The 15,554-nt window shown below is 39.0% G+C and carries 16 protein-coding genes; 7 read left to right on the plus strand and 9 right to left on the minus strand.

Annotation, left to right across the window (positions count from 1 at the left end):
* Positions 1–18: 18 nt before the first annotated feature.
* On the minus strand, positions 19–699 hold the full coding sequence (locus FW757_RS21605; RefSeq protein ID WP_182761788.1) for an SDR family oxidoreductase: 681 nt from the start codon (positions 697–699) through the stop codon (positions 19–21).
* A gap of 346 nt (positions 700–1,045) precedes the next feature.
* Between FW757_RS21605 and FW757_RS21610 the strand changes: the two genes are divergently transcribed.
* Complete coding sequence (locus tag FW757_RS21610; protein WP_145242032.1) at positions 1,046–1,900, plus strand: mechanosensitive ion channel family protein; 855 nt, start codon at positions 1,046–1,048, stop codon at positions 1,898–1,900.
* 253 nt (positions 1,901–2,153) lie between these two features.
* On the opposite strand, the gene FW757_RS21615 is transcribed toward FW757_RS21610, so the two are convergent.
* From FW757_RS21615 to FW757_RS21625, 3 genes are all read right to left on the minus strand, one after another.
* Positions 2,154–2,687, minus strand: a complete 534-nt coding sequence (locus FW757_RS21615) for a GNAT family N-acetyltransferase (protein WP_182732116.1) — start codon at positions 2,685–2,687, stop codon at positions 2,154–2,156.
* 3 nt (positions 2,688–2,690) lie between these two features.
* Complete coding sequence (gene astB, locus FW757_RS21620; RefSeq protein ID WP_149981885.1) at positions 2,691–4,037, minus strand: N-succinylarginine dihydrolase; 1,347 nt, start codon at positions 4,035–4,037, stop codon at positions 2,691–2,693.
* A gap of 64 nt (positions 4,038–4,101) precedes the next feature.
* Positions 4,102–4,332, minus strand: a complete 231-nt coding sequence (locus FW757_RS21625) for a helix-turn-helix domain-containing protein (RefSeq protein ID WP_182719062.1) — start codon at positions 4,330–4,332, stop codon at positions 4,102–4,104.
* 567 nt (positions 4,333–4,899) lie between these two features.
* Here FW757_RS21625 and FW757_RS21630 point away from each other — a divergent pair.
* Positions 4,900–5,934, plus strand: a complete 1,035-nt coding sequence (locus tag FW757_RS21630) for a type IV toxin-antitoxin system AbiEi family antitoxin (RefSeq protein ID WP_446441679.1) — start codon at positions 4,900–4,902, stop codon at positions 5,932–5,934.
* Positions 5,915–6,769 carry a nucleotidyl transferase AbiEii/AbiGii toxin family protein gene (locus tag FW757_RS21635; protein ID WP_404698721.1) on the plus strand — a complete coding sequence of 285 codons (855 nt, stop codon included), beginning with the start codon at positions 5,915–5,917 and terminating at the stop codon, positions 6,767–6,769. Before FW757_RS21630 ends, FW757_RS21635 begins: the two co-directional genes overlap by 20 nt.
* Positions 6,770–6,846: 77 nt before the next feature.
* Here the strand turns inward: FW757_RS21635 and FW757_RS21640 are convergent, their stop codons facing one another.
* Positions 6,847–7,857 carry a zinc-binding alcohol dehydrogenase family protein gene (locus FW757_RS21640; protein WP_182768096.1) on the minus strand — a complete coding sequence of 337 codons (1,011 nt, stop codon included), beginning with the start codon at positions 7,855–7,857 and terminating at the stop codon, positions 6,847–6,849.
* A 104-nt stretch (positions 7,858–7,961) separates the two neighbouring features.
* Complete coding sequence (locus FW757_RS21645; protein WP_182768097.1) at positions 7,962–8,393, minus strand: MarR family winged helix-turn-helix transcriptional regulator; 432 nt, start codon at positions 8,391–8,393, stop codon at positions 7,962–7,964.
* 125 nt (positions 8,394–8,518) lie between these two features.
* On the opposite strand from FW757_RS21645, the gene FW757_RS21650 reads away from it, so the two are divergent.
* Together FW757_RS21650 and FW757_RS21655 are read left to right on the plus strand one after the other, a co-directional pair.
* A complete protein-coding gene (locus FW757_RS21650) occupies positions 8,519–8,947 on the plus strand; it encodes an organic hydroperoxide resistance protein (RefSeq protein WP_182719060.1) in 429 nt (142 codons plus the stop codon).
* Between the two features lie 432 nt (positions 8,948–9,379).
* Positions 9,380–11,500, plus strand: a complete 2,121-nt coding sequence (locus tag FW757_RS21655; RefSeq protein ID WP_182830859.1) for a methyl-accepting chemotaxis protein — start codon at positions 9,380–9,382, stop codon at positions 11,498–11,500.
* A 269-nt stretch (positions 11,501–11,769) separates the two neighbouring features.
* On the opposite strand, the gene FW757_RS21660 is transcribed toward FW757_RS21655, so the two are convergent.
* Positions 11,770–12,297 (minus strand): hypothetical protein, encoded by a 528-nt coding sequence (locus FW757_RS21660; RefSeq protein WP_149981841.1) that lies wholly within the window; start codon positions 12,295–12,297, stop codon positions 11,770–11,772.
* 52 nt (positions 12,298–12,349) lie between these two features.
* Between FW757_RS21660 and FW757_RS21665 the strand changes: the two genes are divergently transcribed.
* A complete protein-coding gene (locus FW757_RS21665; RefSeq protein ID WP_149981840.1) occupies positions 12,350–12,709 on the plus strand; it encodes a DUF1294 domain-containing protein in 360 nt (119 codons plus the stop codon).
* A gap of 46 nt (positions 12,710–12,755) precedes the next feature.
* Positions 12,756–13,952, plus strand: coding sequence for an iron-containing alcohol dehydrogenase (locus FW757_RS21670; protein ID WP_446441680.1), 1,197 nt, complete (start codon positions 12,756–12,758; stop codon positions 13,950–13,952).
* 50 nt (positions 13,953–14,002) lie between these two features.
* On the opposite strand, the gene FW757_RS21675 is transcribed toward FW757_RS21670, so the two are convergent.
* Entirely contained in the window at positions 14,003–15,088 is a 1,086-nt protein-coding gene (locus tag FW757_RS21675; protein WP_446441681.1) for a rhomboid family intramembrane serine protease, read from the minus strand.
* Positions 15,078–15,554: hypothetical protein (locus tag FW757_RS21680; RefSeq protein ID WP_446441682.1), on the minus strand; the 477-nt coding region annotated here is incomplete at its 5' end. The genes FW757_RS21675 and FW757_RS21680, both read right to left, overlap by 11 nt.

Genomic DNA, 15,554 nt, shown 5'->3' on the forward strand with positions numbered 1-15,554 from the left:
TTATTACTGTCGAGTCCGTTAATTACTCGGCATCAAAAATAACTCTCGTACATTGCAACGTGGGTTTGCCTCTATAGCAAATAGTACCGCCTCGGCTACATCATTTGGGTCGAGTTTGTCGGGTTTTGCTTCATCAAAAAAAGGCGTATTGACCATGCCTGGGGCAATAGTGGTGCAGCGTCCTTGCCATGGCTTCATTTCTTCAGCTAAGTTTTGCCCAAAACCGTAAGCAAACCATTTTGTTGCGCCATAAACAGAGCCTTTAAGGGCAATCCGTCCTGCGGCTGAGCTGGTTAAAATAAAGTGTCCTGTGGTTTTTCTTAGGTGTGGCAGAGTGAGTTTTGCGGTGTAAAGCAGTGCATTGATATTAATATCAATCATTGTTTGCCATTGCTCAGGATCGCCCTCTTCAACACCTGGCGTTTGAACACCCATACCGGCATTGGCAAATGCAACATCAAGGCGGCCAAAGTGTTTTATACCTGCATTAACTACGTTTTCAAGCGATGAAAAATCAGTGGCATCTGCGCAAACTGCTAATGCGTTATCAGCCCCTAACTCTTCAACCAGCGCATTAAGTTTGTCTTCACTGCGAGCGGTCAAAATTACTTTATGACCGTTTGCGACTAAGGTTTTTGCTGTTGCTTCACCAATACCACTGGAAGCGCCTGTAATAAGTACAACTTTCTCTTTACTCATGACTTGCTCCTCGATTAAATCTGAGACTAGGTTTGATACTCTTAGTGGTGATGGTAACAGTGAAGGATTAACCTCCATTGAATGCTTATTACACCAACTTGCTGTCTTGATTTAACTATATGATTTTTAATTGTTTTTAAAGATTAAAATAAAAGGTTAGGTTTATATTTATTATGCTATATAATCGCGCGGTTTCGCTTTGAGGCCAGCTTATTTTTTAGCAGGCTACAAATCGCAAATGGTTATAGCAGCTTACACTTATTGGCTTATAACAATGTGGTTTTAACCTTGTGTAAGCTATGTTAAACCTTGCTCAATTGCAGCAATTACTTAGTGGAAATAAACAGTGAAAGATAAGTTATTAGTGTTTTGGCAAAATCATTCAGAAACCATAATGACTCTAGGTTATAAACTGATTCTAGCGTTGGCTATTGTTATAGCTGGTGCTCTAATTGCGCGCTCTGTTAAAAGAGCGATCCAAAACTCTAAGTCGCCTCTTAAGAAAATGGATAAAACCTTACTACCAATTTTATCGAGTGTGCTGGGCTACTTGGTGTATATCATTGCAGGGTTGTTTATTTTAGATATTTTTGGTGTTAATACAGCCAGTTTAATTGCACTTATGGGGGCCGCTGGCCTTGCGATTGGCCTTGCGCTAAAGAATACCCTCAGTAATATTGCCGCAGGTATTATGTTATTAATACTTAGGCCATTTAAAGTTGGTGACTTTGTTGATGCCAGTGGCACAACGGGTACTGTGAGTGAAATTAACCTCTTTACAACTATTTTTAAAACCAATGATGGCCTGTATATCGCTTCGCCAAATGGCAAAGTGTGGGGTGGCAATATTAAAAACTTCACTCGCAATGGTAAAAGACGCATGGATATTGTAGTAGGTATTTCGTTTGCTGACTCAATAGATGATGGCTTAAATGTACTTAAAGAAATAGCCGCATCAGAAAGCCGATTATTAGCGGATCCAGCACCTAAGGTGATGGTGACATCGATAGCTGAAAGCTCAGTGAATATTCAATTACGTGCGTGGACAGTTAACGGTGATTATTGGCAAACAGTCTGGGATCTTAATAAACGCGTAAAAGAGTCTATTGAGCAAGCAGGACTGACAATTCCATTTCCGCAGCGTACGTTACATATATCGGAGTCGATGGCATCGGCAATAACCGTTAACAAGGATGTATAAATAACAGATAGTGATTTAATATATTAAATAGCAATCTGTCAGCTTAACGCCAGTTAATTAATATTGACTGGCGTTTTCTTTTTGTGCTCATTGAAAACATGCTGATAAGTTCGTCTACTTGATCCCATTTTATCTGTTCTGTCAACGTATCAGCAGCGATTTAAACGTTATAGTAAATGCCTTTATGGTAGGTTACAAAAACGAAGTGACTGCTGATAACATTATAAGGTTGTAAGCGATTGACGAATTTAACTCACTTAAGTAATTTATAAAACAGCACAGTACTTTGTAATTCGCCCGATGAACTAAGGGCAAACTGTGGTATTTCACCGGCTTCTATATAGCCTAATTTTTCATATAAAAGTGAGGCAATATCGCCTAAGCGGGTATCCAGTACCAGTAGCTTTAATTGTTGCTGCAGCGCACTTTTTTCAAGGGTATGCATAAGTTGTTTTGCAAATCCTTGGCCTTGGTATTGGCTATGTACCATTAGCTTTTCAACCTCACCGCGGTGAGCGCCATTAGCTTTTTGACACAGCGATAATTGCACTGCACCAATTACCTCAGATCCTTCGGTGATAACAAATAATTCGCGGCTATCATTTAATAAATCGCATTCAATACTGTGCCAGTAGTGATCTGCTTGTGCGCGCGTCAATGGCGCTATAAAACCAATCGATGCACCATTGTTAACGCTATCAACCAGTAAATGATTTAGCGATTGCTGATATCCCGCTAGTGAACTGATTTTATGTATTTGCGTATCTACAACGCTTGTATCTTGCATGGTTTATCCTTCTAATTGAAATGGATACACAGAGCCTAGGTGCAGATGTTGAGTTAATTCATCCAGCGCTTGCCAGCTTTCACGTAACAAGTTTGGATCTGCAAAATCATCATTACTAAGTTTGTCACGATAGTGCTTATTTGCCCAATCACATAGTTGTTGGTACTTACTATCGTTTAAAATAACCGCAGGATTGACTGCCGCGAGTTCTTGCTGATTTAGCGCTACACGTAAACGTAAGCAAGCAGGGCCACCACCATTTTGCATGCTTTGTTTTAAATCAAAAAATTGCACTTGATCAATTGGATTGTCTGCAAGGATCATTTCTTCAATATAACTGTTAACTGCCTGATTGTTTTTACATTCTTGTGGAGCAACTAGTAACATTTTGCCATTGTTTAAACTAACCAGTTGGCTATTAAATAAATAGCTAGTTACAGCATCTTGCACGCTTACTTTGGCTGTTGGCACCTCAATAATATGCAGTGTTTTGTCGCCAATATATGCATCTTTTATTTGTTGTAGGGCGAGAGGCTGATTTAAGAAAGCTTGCTCGTGACAGAGTAATACATTGGCGTTACCCACCGCGATTACGTCATTATGGAACACCCCTTGATCAATCACCTCAGGGTTTTGTTGAATCATTAATTGGCTAGATGGTTTTAGCTGATGTAGTCGGCATATTGCTTGTGATGCTTCAAGTGTCTGCCTTGCAGGAAATTTAACTGGCTTAGGCAGTGCGCTGTTAAATGCGCTGGCACCATATACAAACAGCTCCAAACCTTGAACACCATGCTCGTCGCCTAAGCGAGTATGGTTAGCCGCGCCCTCATCACCAAAAAAACCTTGATCTGGCAAATGGGTATGATGACTAAAGTAGCCTTCGTTATTAAACATGGCTTTAAGTAATCGTGTTGTTGTTTGAGGCTCAAGGGAGCGATGAAATTTGTTATTCAAATTAGCAGCAGTAAAGTGAACTTTGCCATCAAGTGTGTCGGCTGATGGTGATACAGTGCCGGCATTGGCAGTCCACATTGATGATGCTGAATAACATGCGCGAACTAAAACAGGATCAGCTTTAAACGCTTTACTGATCACTTGTTCTGCAGTGCCTGTAAATCCTAAACGACGCAATACATTTATATCAGGGCGGGCATGTGGGGCAAATACCCCTTGAGTTAGTCCCAAGTCATGCATAGCTTTCATTTTCGCTAAGCCTTGCAGTACCGCCTCTTTTGGATTGGAGTAACTTGCCGCATTATTTAATGATGCTACGTTACCGTATGATAATCCCGCGTAGTTATGAGTCGGGCCTACAAGGCCATCAAAATTAACTTCTACAGCTGTCATAGTTATCCTGCAATTTTACTAATTTTAGTGTATTTAAACTATACAGAAAATAATCAGTAGTAGGTTAATTAAAATTAGCTAATTCTAGCTCTACGCTCTGCAAGTTTTGTTGCAAACGTTTTTGTGCTGCGAGTAGGTAGCTTTTTTGCTGTGCTATTTTTGCTTGTTGTTGACGCAGTGCTTTATAGATAACTCGTTTGGGCAAATCATAGTGCTCAGAGGCTTGGCTAATTGTTAATTGATGCACCGACAACTTTTTAAGCGCTTCATCTAAGTGCGGGTAGTTACTTAACATATTCACGCTCCTTTTCTGCGGTGGTGTGTGGATCATTGGCATGGTGAATATGCCAAATGCTTATATCTAAGCGCCATAATAAATACAACATATGATAAATGTTAGTCATAGCTCGCTCCCTGTAGACGAGGTAAATGAAGGTAAAACTCAGATTAGTGAGTTACTCTTTTGTAAGGAAGATCTATGCCAGTCTGAATAATTATTTTTAGTTAAAATAAATCAATAGCTTAAGGTTTTTTCGTTGTTGTATGATTGAGTATAAGCACTAATGTAGTGAAAAATAATGATGGCTTTGCACTTTTGTGATGCATGTTTATTAGTATTATGGGGTCTGGTTAAACACTCTGTGCGTGAATACCGCAGGTTGACATAGAATATGATTCCCGTTATCAGAACTGGGGGAGTAGGCGGATTTTTGTGTAAGTATGTTTAGGTAAGTTAAAGTGTGTTGTTCACTTTTATATGTTCAATATAAGTGAACGTGAAATATAAATGAACAAGTCGCTTGTCTTTTGTTCAATTTGTAGTATTGTTCAATATTGGTGAACATACTTGGGTATTGAACAAATGTCAGAGCAAGAGCTAATACAAAATGCCATTGATAAATTGAATAGGCAAACTGGTTTAGGGATTACTTTTAAGGTTTGCGAAAAAGGCAGTGATGACGCGGAGATAAGGGTGCCAGGTGTTGAGCAGTGCTTAAATGTTGAGTGCAAAAAATATTTAAACCCTGCGACCTTACACAAGCACCTTGCAACCATAAAAGCTAAGGCATTGATCAAAAAAGTTGTCTTATTGACAGACTATATCAATCCAAATCAAGCTACTTTACTAAAAGAGCAGAATGTTCCATTTATAGATTTAGCAGGGAATACCTATATCAATCTACCTCCCGTATATATTGACATTCAAGGTAAAAAACCAGAAAAACCGCATACTGAAATGATTTTGAAAAAGCAACTGGGTAAAGCATTTCAGCCTAAAGGCATGAAAGTCGTTTTGATGTTATTAATTCAGGCTGATTTAGTGAAAGAGCCTTTGCGTACTATCGCTGATGCTTCAGAAGTTGCACTTGGCACAGTAAAACAGGTTATCGATGATTTAATATATCAAGGGTTTGTTGTTAAAAATGGACAAAACACTAAAGTTTTAGTCAATAAAACGAATCTATTGGACAAATGGTTAGATGCTTACCCTACGGCAGTAGAGGCTAAGTTAGATCAAGAGGTTTATACCACTGACAATATAGCGCTGTTAAAGAAGCTTGAATTGGGAAGTCTTAAAGCATTATGGGGAGGTGAGTATGCTGCTGAACTCTATGACAATTATCTTTATGCCAAAGATTATCTTATTTACGTAGAGCCTGAAAATAAAAAAGATGTATTGAAGGCTTCAAGATTGCGAAGAGTTAAAACAAATGAGATCTCAAATGATTCGATAACTAAAGTTATTTTGATCAAGCCGCTTTTAGCGACAAAGAAGCTTACTGGATCGCAAGCGGGTTTGGCTCATCCGTATTTAATTTATGCCAACCTAGTTGCAAGTTTAGATCCAAGAAATATTGATGCAGCAGGAAGATTCTATGCAAAACACATCGCTTAATGTAGCCAGTAAGTTACCACGTGGATTGGTTGAACTGTATCTGTTAATAAACGCTCAAGCAGATGCGTTGGCTGTTCCTTATTTAGTGATTGGGGCTACCGCAAGAGATATTATTTTGCATCATGGTTTTGGTGCGGTAATCGAGCGAGGTACGCGAGATGTTGACTTTGCTATACAAGTTAAAAGTTGGCAACAGTTTGAGAAGCTTAAGGCTAAATTGCTTGCGAATGGTTTTAAAGCTCATGAAACAAAAGCGCACCAATTAATAATATCGCTGACTGATGGTGACGAGTGGGAGGTTGATATTATTCCATTTGGTTCTATTGCTGGTGATAGCCATTCAATAACATGGCCACCGCAACACGATATTGAAATGTCGGTTATAGGTTTTAATGAAGCATTTAATAATGCGCTTAATGTAACTATATCTGATACACCCAAGCTCGAAACTAAAGTTGCATCACCAGCGGGAATGTTACTTTTAAAGTTAAAATCCTGGCAAGAGAGAGAGCCACATATTCGCGGCAAAGATGCGATTGATATTTACTATTTGATTAAACATTATTCGAAAATACCTGAAGTAAATGATTCCCTATATAACGATAATTTTATGGATGCTCAAGACTTTGATGAGCTTAAAGCAAGCGCAATGAAGCTAGCAAGCGATGCCCAAGAAATTGCAAGCACTGACACACTGTTGTTTATTATGAATAAAGTATTTAATGATGGTGCGAAAAGAGATCAGTTAATATTAGATATGAGTCGAGGAGTCCATATTGAATACGATGAGGCTGAAAAGTTAATTACTATTATATTTGAGCAATTAATAAAATAATGAATTACATCCACAGCTTTGCTGAAGGGAGGAGTTGTATTTTACTCCTCTGACAGCTTTTGTTAGCGAGTTAATTGTTAAAACCCTTCAAGTACCAGCTTACCGCGAGATTGATGAGATTCTAATATTGCGTGCGCTTTGAGCAGGTTTTCTATATTAATTTTTCCTAAATGTTGGCCTAAGGTAGTTTTAATGATGCCGTTATCAACTAGCTCTGCTAATTCAGTAAGTAACTGATGTTGCGCTATCATATCGTCAGTTTGGAACATTGAACGAGTATACATAAACTCCCAATGTAGCGAGATACTTTTGCGCTTGAGTTTTAAAATATCAAAACTTGCTGGGTCGTCTATTAAAGCTAATTTACCTTGTGGTTTGATCACTTTAATAATTTCATCAAGATGTTGCTCGGTATGAGTGAGGCTAACGACATAATCAAATTCGGCAAGATTATGCTCTGTTCGTTGTGAATCTAAGCTTTGTGAGTGATCAAGCACTTGATCAACACCTAGCGCATTTAACCAGCTAACACTATCTACGCGTGATGCTGTGCCTATCACCGTTAAGTTGGTTAGCTGTTTGGCCAACTGCACTAAAATTGAGCCAACACCGCCTGCGGCACCAATAACTAATAATGAAGCTGGTTTTGCATTGTTGGAACGTGATATTTGCAAACGATCAAACAGTAATTCCCAGGCTGTAATACTGGTTAGCGGTAACGCAGCAGCTTGTGCATTGTTCAAGGTAGTAGGCGCACGGCCAACAATACGTTCATCAACTAGTTGAAATTCAGCATTACTGCCTGAGCGAGTTAAATCACCGGCGTAATAAACTCGGTCGCCCAGATTAAATAAACTTACCTTATCACCAACAGCTTTTACGATCCCAACAGCGTCCCAACCAATGACTTTATGACCTTGTTCAGGGCTAACATTTGCGCGGATCTTCGCATCGACAGGATTAACTGAAATTGCTTTTACTTCGACCAATAAATCGTGACCGGATGCTGTTGGAATAGGTAACTCGATGGCTTCGAAAGAATGATTGCTAAGTGTTTTGGTTGCTGTTTGGTATCCAATGGCTTTCATGAGTTGCTCCGTTAAATTGTTTTGCTGCACCCACTATAACGCAGTTTTATAATAGAAAAAGAGTGGGGTATGTATACACGAATCTCTCTCAAAATTTTTGATAATTAACTTAAGTCAGTATTGAGTTTATCAAGTAAAGTAATTAGTTGTGTGGCTTCTTGCTGCGTAATAGATGGAAAACGGCAACGAATATGCTCAGGGATGTTCGCTGCTTGTTGTTGCAGCTGTATGCCATGTTTGTGTAACTTTACGACTCGCTTACGTTTGTCTGTTTCATTTTTAACCACGGCTAATAAGCTTTTATCGGTCATTTTTTTCAAAATTTGTGTCATGGCGCCGCCATCTATTGCGGTTTTTTCCAGCAGCTGTGCAATACTGATCTCATCTTCTTCCCAGAGCGCCATCATCACCACATACTGTGGATAGGTCAGCTCAAGTTCGTTTAGTGCATCTCGATAGGCACGTACCACTGAATTGGAGGCCATATACAGACGATGACAAATTTGATTATCTAATTTCAATTGTGGATATTTCATAGTAGCTCTCGAATGATGATACTGCATTTTAATTTGCATGCAAAATATTTGCAATGCTCAATAAACTACTTTATTATTTTGTACGCAAAGTAAATTTAGTCCCAACCTTAAATAAGGAAAACATTATGAAAGAATTACTACAAGTCGCGTACACAGCTAAAGCAACTGCAACGGGTGGCCGTGAAGGGTCTGCAAAATCAGACGATGGCCGTTTAGATGTGGCACTTTCAACTCCAAAAGGGTTAGGTGGCGATGATGGTCAAGGTACTAACCCTGAGCAGTTGTTTGCAGCGGGTTATGCAGCGTGTTTTATTGGCGCATTAAAATTAGTTGCAGGCCAAGCTAAAGTTAAGTTACCTGCTGACACCCGCATTGATTCAGAAGTATCGATTGGTCCAATCGAAGGTGGTTTCGGTATCGCTGTAAAATTAGCTGTTTTTGTAGGTGATGTAGATAAAGACACCGCAGAAGCGTTAGTGGCTAAAGCACACGAAGTTTGCCCATATTCAAATGCTACTCGTGGTAATATCGCAATTGAATTGTCGGTTATCTAACTTATTGTAAATTTGAATAATTTATATTTTAAAAGGCGCATTTTTTATTTTAAATACGCCTTTTTTGTGGCTGTTTTTTATAATTATGAGCTTTTTAGAACGCCATTTATAACCAAGACGCGTTATTGTGATAATTCGTACTTAATATTCAATCCTCAGTTTGTGCTACCCGACAACCAACATCCCCCATTTTTATTTTGCCATATTAAGACTATTTATAGAGTGCAAAGTCATTGCCAAGCGTTTACACAAATAGTTCAGCAATGATCAACTCGATGTCTAAATTGGTTTTGTTATCGCGAAAACTTTTTAGCTACTGGTAAAATTAAATAGTATTAGCGCAGCGTTAGTATGTTTTTTTCAACAAAATAGATTAACTTATGAATAATTGAACTAGAATGTAAACGTAGTTTTAATTAAAGGATAAGTGGAATGCGGCAATTAGCGTTGGCGAAAAAGTTACTATGGCTTACTTTAGGTAGTATTTTTATCACCGTTGTAGTGCTATCGAGTGTGCTTTGGTGGCAATTATCAAGCAGCAATAAAGTGTTATCAGCACAAGCTGAAAAATTGATAGTTACTGAGGTAGAAGAAAAGCTCACCAGCAATGCTGCTGTGTACGGTGAAAAAATCGCAGGATTTATCAACGAAGCGTATCGAGTGCCTTTTTCACTCGCAGCAATACTTGGTAATGAATCAGCTAAAGATGCTTTAACGCGTGATTCAGTGGTACAGCTTAATAGCTCTATTATAGAAGGTAATTCAATACTTTCTTCAATCTACTCGCAATTTGAAGCTAATGGTTTTGATGGTAACGATCAACAGTATAAAAATGGCTATGATCATTCAGTCGCAGGCCAAGGCACCTTAGAGATTTACTTCACTCGCAGCCGTGAAGGTGTGATTGAACAGCAAGTTGTTGAAGATGCAGCAGAAAAATACGTTACGACCTTAAACGAATTTGGCCAACGTGAAGCTGAGTGGTACTTATGTGCTAAAGACACTAAAAAGCCGTGCATAATGGAACCCTATCTGTACGAAATATCTCCCGGCAATTCTGAAATGATGACTTCTTTGACTGTGCCAATACTTCGCGACGGTAAGTTTATTGGCCTCAGTGGTGTTGATATTACACTGCCAGTTTTTCAAACCATGACCGAGCAGTTATCAAAAGAATTATATAATGGTCAGGCGCGAGTTACCCTATTAAGTTCGATGGATTTAATTGTGGGTAGTAGTCATAACAAAGACAAACTTGGCCGTCCGCTAAAAGAAGCCGTCTCAGCCTCGGTGTTAAAAAATTATACTAGTTTGAAAGAACGCTCTGGAGTACAAAAGGGTGAAAATGAATACTTAGTCAATTACCCAATAGATATTAAACTTGCTGGTCGCCAGTGGACTTTATTAGTTGAAGTACCAGCAGAGCTTGCACTGCAAGGGCCACAGCAGCTCAGCGCGAGTATGCAAGAAAATGCCAATACACTAGGTGGGCTAATTTTAATATCAGGCTTAGTGATTGCTGGCGCTGCCTTTATTATTATGACTTTAGTTGTCAAAAGCATCGTGGCGCCGCTGCAACAAATTCAGTTACGGGTTGATAATTTAGCCAGCGCGGATGGGGATTTAACACAAACGTTAACGGTTGACACTCATGCAGAGTTAATTGCGCTCGCTGTTGGATTTAATGCATTTTTGGAAAAATTACGTGATTTAATTGCACAGCTTAAAGATGTATCAGGGCAGACGAAAGAGCAGGCACAAATTGCCGCGCATGTAGCCGTTGATACTAAGCAAAATGTGCAAGCTCAGTTTCAAGAAATTGAAAGTGTCGTAACGGCAATGAATGAAATGAGTGCCACCGCACTTGAAGTTGCCCGTGCTTCAGAGCAATCAGCGCAACAGGCAGATGAAATCAATTCATTAGTGGTCAGTAGTGAAGCGAGTTTATCGTCTGCGGTATCACAAGTGAAAACTATGTCTGAAGAAATAAAACAAGCCAATCAAGCCGTAGCCAAGGTGGCAGCACGTAGTAATGATATTACGCAAATTTTAGATGTGATCCGCACTATTTCAGAGCAAACTAATTTACTCGCACTTAATGCTGCGATTGAGGCAGCTCGCGCTGGTGAACAGGGGCGAGGCTTTGCTGTTGTAGCCGATGAAGTGCGTGCTCTGGCATCTAAAACTCGTGCGTCAACAGATGACATTAGTGGCTTAATTGATAACCTACAGCTTGAAGTGGGTAATGCCTCAACAGTGATTGAAAAAGGAGTTGTGCGAGCACAAACCGCGGTTGATGAAACCACCGTTGCCTTTGATGCTTTACACAGTGTGGTAACTAAAGTGGAAGAGATCACTAATCAGATCACCCAAATAGCGACGGCTGCAGAGGAGCAAAGTTCTGTAACTGAAGAAATTAATCGTAATTTAACGCGGATATCCGATGCCGCATCACAACTTGCTGATTTATCAACTCAAGCCGGCGATGGTAGTCAAATGCTCAATCAGCTTGTTGCACAACAAGACGATGAATTGAATAAATTGAAAACATAATACCTTCAATACGATTAAATTGGTTTTGTATAAAATCGGTATAACTTAACCGTTCGCTCAAACTAGCAACGCCACTTCGGCGTGGTTAGTTTGAGTTACATTATCAATTCTAAACTAGATCAACTCTAATCTAGCTGTAGAAAATAATACAAAACCAAACAGCGGCAAAAGCATTTCAACGGGCTACCTCTTTTAAATTAGTTATGTCTTTTTATATGGTAAGTCATCAGTCCAGCCAATTGATTCACTCGATTACTGTTATGCCGTTACTATTTAAAAATAACCTGTTTGTTACTGCGAGTGTAAATACGTTTTTCAGGTTTTGTCCATTCGCCCTTTTTTAAATAAGAGGTAGAGACAACAAACTGTTCATCTTTAAAATCACTGGTTGATTTTACTTTTGTGATGCCTTCTTTTGAACCTGTTACGGTTTCGTATGCTACAAACTGCGTAGGGCTCAATACTTTCAATGTCCCTTGAGTATAAAAGCCTGCTGTAGTGAAATAATAAAAAACTAATGACTGCTTTTTACTATCCCAAAATATCATTGATTCGCCGCCATATTCACCTTCATTAATTGAGTGAAGGGTACGAATTGCTTTCCCATTGAGGGCTCGCTCCCAGCGACCTACATCCTGAATCTTTGGCTTATTATCGGCAACATTGAAATCAGCTTGCCATGTGCCGAGGTAAGGTTTAAATACTTCAAGCTCTGGTGCTAAGTCAATCGTTTGTGCACTAATAGCACCAGCGTAGATAAAGCAAAAAGATAGTAAAAGTGTTTTTAGGTATGACATAATCGTGCCTATCATTATTAGTTTTTCAAATTGTAGTATAGGCGAGAGTCCGTTGATTAAAAAAACATTATTGCTTTTTTCTGTTAGTTTTCTAGTTGTATTAGTGATTGGTGGGCTGCTTGATTATTGGCCATATTTGGTTGCCAGTGTTTACTGTACTATGAGCAGTATTACGTTTTTAGTTTATAAATGGGATAAGCGTTTGGCGATAGAGTCAACAGATCGGCCTATTAGAGTGCCGGAACGTAGTTTACATATTTTAGCATTAATTTGTGGTTGGCCGGGAGCACTGATCGCTCAGCAATGGTTAAGACATAAATCACAAAAACGTGCATTTATTGCGGTACTTTGGCTCACTATCATTATAAATACTTCTGTATTAGGGGCTGCCTATTATTGGCAATTGCTTTAAATTGATGCACTATCAGGTAACGTAAAAATAACAAAAGTCTGATTTTATGTATTTTTTATATCGCTGCTATCATTTTATTTTAAAATGTATTGTTATTTTTATTGGTATTCCTGCTCCGCGTTTGTATCAAGGTTATAGCGGGTTTAAGCAATGGCTTGCATTACTTAATCCTAATAAACCTGTGTTAGTTGTAACTGACAATACGTTAAAAAATTTAGGCGTTGTTGCTCCCATTTTAGCTTTGCTGGATGAGCATGCAATCTCTTGGCAGCTGTTTAGTGACGTTGATGCTAATCCAACGATTAGCAATGTTGAAAGTGGTTTAGCACTTTATCAGCAATACACATGCCAGAGTATTATCGCCGTTGGTGGCGGCTCAGTAATTGACTGTGCCAAATTAATTGGCGCACGTGCAGTAAGACCTAATAAATCAATTAAGCAGTTAAAAGGCTTGTTTAAAGTACTGAAAAAACTGCCCCCGTTATGTGCCATTCCAACAACCGCAGGTACTGGCTCAGAAACGACCGTTGCTGCGGTGGTAAACGATCCGCAAATGCAAACAAAATATGCCGCCACTGACTTTGCTCTTGTACCAAGTGATGCAGTTTTAATTGCTGAGCTAACACAAACGGTGCCTGATTTTATTACCGCAGCTACAGGTATCGATGCACTCACGCATGCACTTGAGGCATACATAGGCACTAATGGCCTTGCTTTTAGTGATGACAAGTCATTGCGGGCAATCGAACTTATTTTACAAAATTTATTAACAGCGTATAAAAATGGTAATGACTTAGTTGCGCGGGAAAATATGTTACTCGCTTCATTTTATGCAGGGCAAGCGTTTACCCGAACATCTGTAGGTTATGTGCATGCTATAGCGCATCAATTTGGCGCGCAATACGGCACAGCTCACGGTTTAGCAAATAGTGTGGTATTGATGCATGTGCTGAAATTTTATGGTTCCAGTATAGATAAAAAGCTGGCGGCTATTGCTGATCATTGCCAATTAACACAATCACACCAAAAACCAACAGAAAAAGCAGCAATACTATTAAACACCTTAGAGCAGTTACTTATTGATCTAGCGATCCCTCATCATTTAAAAGAGCTAAAAGTAGCTGATATACCAAAGCTTGCTGATGCTGCAATTGTAGAGGCTAACTGGGACTATCCAGTACCAAAATTTATGAACGTAGCTCAATGCCAAGCCATTATTCATAAAGTAGTGAGTGATACGTAATAAATGAAAACCTTCCCATCAGCACAGATAGGGAAGGTTTAAGCGTTAAATTAGCGTTTTAACTGTGCTTCAGGTTGATTTAATAATTCAATCATAGGATTTTGTGCAGTGATTTTTGCTTTAAGAGCAAAGCCGATCAATAACCCTGCGATAAAGCCACCGATATGAGCGCCATAATCGATACCATCAGGTGCTGCAATCATGCCATAAATATTGATCCCTAACCAAATTACAAAAAACCACACTGCAGATAATTTCTTTTGATAAATGATAAACATAAAAGTAAGGCTGGCGTGCCTAAACCACATTAAGTACATACCAAATAGCCCTGCAATTGCGCCGCTAGCCCCGACACTTGGAATAATCGAGCTGGGATCAACGATAAAGCTAGCAAAAGACGCTGCCAAACCGCATACCATATACCATATTAAAAACTTTTTATGACCTAATACGTCTTCGAGGTTATCGCCAATAATGTATAAAAAGTACATATTACCAATAAGGTGCATTACTGAGCCGTGTAAAAATACACAGGTAATCACACTCCATAAATGTTCGCCTTGAGAGATCTTACTTGGATTCATTGCAAACAATTCGAGGGTTGCACTGAATGCCTCTGCATTGAAAAAATACAAGGCAAAAACAATGGCATTGAGTGCAATTAAACTGCGAGTAACCCACGGCGTTTGTTTTGGCTTTAGGTTATATTCAACGGGCATTTGCGTTAAAAATTGAAACAGATAAGTTTTCCAACTAACTTTTTGGTTTAGCTTGTCTAGGTTTGTTTTGAGCTCAGGACTGTTTTCAACGCTTTCTAATTGATTTTTTTCAATCCAACTACCATCACAATGACGGCAAACATCAATTTCGGTATGAAAATCTTCGAGTAAATGAAAGCGCTCAAGGTTCTTATTGCAATCAGGGCAGTCTAGTCTTGAAATACCTAATGATTTACCAAAATGAGTCTCGTATTTTTCACCAATAGGACCTTCGTTGATTTCGGCAATCATCCGGTTAACTTCGTTTTTTTCAAACCATAAGCCACCGCATTCGCGACAGATATCTATCTCTTCACCTTGATAATGAGTAACATCCAAAGGGTGATCTTTGCAGTGAGGGCAGCGTTTAGTTGGCATTATCAGCGTCCTTTAATGAGCCGATAATAATATCGTTTTGTTGTAAATTTAATGCACTAGTTTTTAGTTGAGGTAATGTTTGTTGCTCAATACTATCGGCAATTTGGTCTAGTTCAATAGACGCTTGGCGCGCAGACATTTTACGCCTTAACGCCGCTTCAATTACACACTCAGCACAACTATAAAAACGACGAATTTGTGTTAAAAATATACTCGGCGTTTCAAGTGTTGTGAACAAGTACTGCATGGTATGCCAAATATATTTTTCAAACGTGGGCTTATTATACTCAAGCTCACTCGTATGTGGGCTTTGTACTAAAAGTAACGAATAGCGTTTTATATTCTCTAAATTATCATTTACTTTATCATATAATGAAGTATGCAAATAATAGTTATCTTCCATTTTACTATAGGAATCAAATTTAAGTACTTGCTCTAAACCGCTTTTCGCAGCTAGGTAAACACC

Source organism: Pseudoalteromonas sp. 1181_04, assembly GCF_052850545.1.

Excerpts from the sequence above, each read along its gene's own strand:
- FW757_RS21605 (WP_182761788.1), bottom strand. The coding sequence starts at position 699 with ATGAGTAAAGAGAAAGTTGTACTTATTACAGGCGCTTCCAGTGGTATT.
- FW757_RS21615 (WP_182732116.1), bottom strand. The coding sequence starts at position 2,687 with ATGCAAGATACAAGCGTTGTAGATACGCAAATACATAAAATCAGTTCA.
- astB (WP_149981885.1), bottom strand. The coding sequence starts at position 4,037 with ATGACAGCTGTAGAAGTTAATTTTGATGGCCTTGTAGGCCCGACTCAT.
- FW757_RS21625 (WP_182719062.1), bottom strand. The coding sequence starts at position 4,332 with ATGTTAAGTAACTACCCGCACTTAGATGAAGCGCTTAAAAAGTTGTCG.
- FW757_RS21630 (WP_446441679.1), top strand. The coding sequence starts at position 4,900 with ATGTCAGAGCAAGAGCTAATACAAAATGCCATTGATAAATTGAATAGG.
- FW757_RS21635 (WP_404698721.1), top strand. The coding sequence starts at position 5,915 with ATGCAAAACACATCGCTTAATGTAGCCAGTAAGTTACCACGTGGATTG.
- FW757_RS21640 (WP_182768096.1), bottom strand. The coding sequence starts at position 7,857 with ATGAAAGCCATTGGATACCAAACAGCAACCAAAACACTTAGCAATCAT.
- FW757_RS21645 (WP_182768097.1), bottom strand. The coding sequence starts at position 8,393 with ATGAAATATCCACAATTGAAATTAGATAATCAAATTTGTCATCGTCTG.
- FW757_RS21650 (WP_182719060.1), top strand. The coding sequence starts at position 8,519 with ATGAAAGAATTACTACAAGTCGCGTACACAGCTAAAGCAACTGCAACG.
- FW757_RS21655 (WP_182830859.1), top strand. The coding sequence starts at position 9,380 with ATGCGGCAATTAGCGTTGGCGAAAAAGTTACTATGGCTTACTTTAGGT.
- FW757_RS21660 (WP_149981841.1), bottom strand. The coding sequence starts at position 12,297 with ATGTCATACCTAAAAACACTTTTACTATCTTTTTGCTTTATCTACGCT.
- FW757_RS21670 (WP_446441680.1), top strand. The coding sequence starts at position 12,756 with ATGTATTTTTTATATCGCTGCTATCATTTTATTTTAAAATGTATTGTT.
- FW757_RS21675 (WP_446441681.1), bottom strand. The coding sequence starts at position 15,088 with ATGCCAACTAAACGCTGCCCTCACTGCAAAGATCACCCTTTGGATGTT.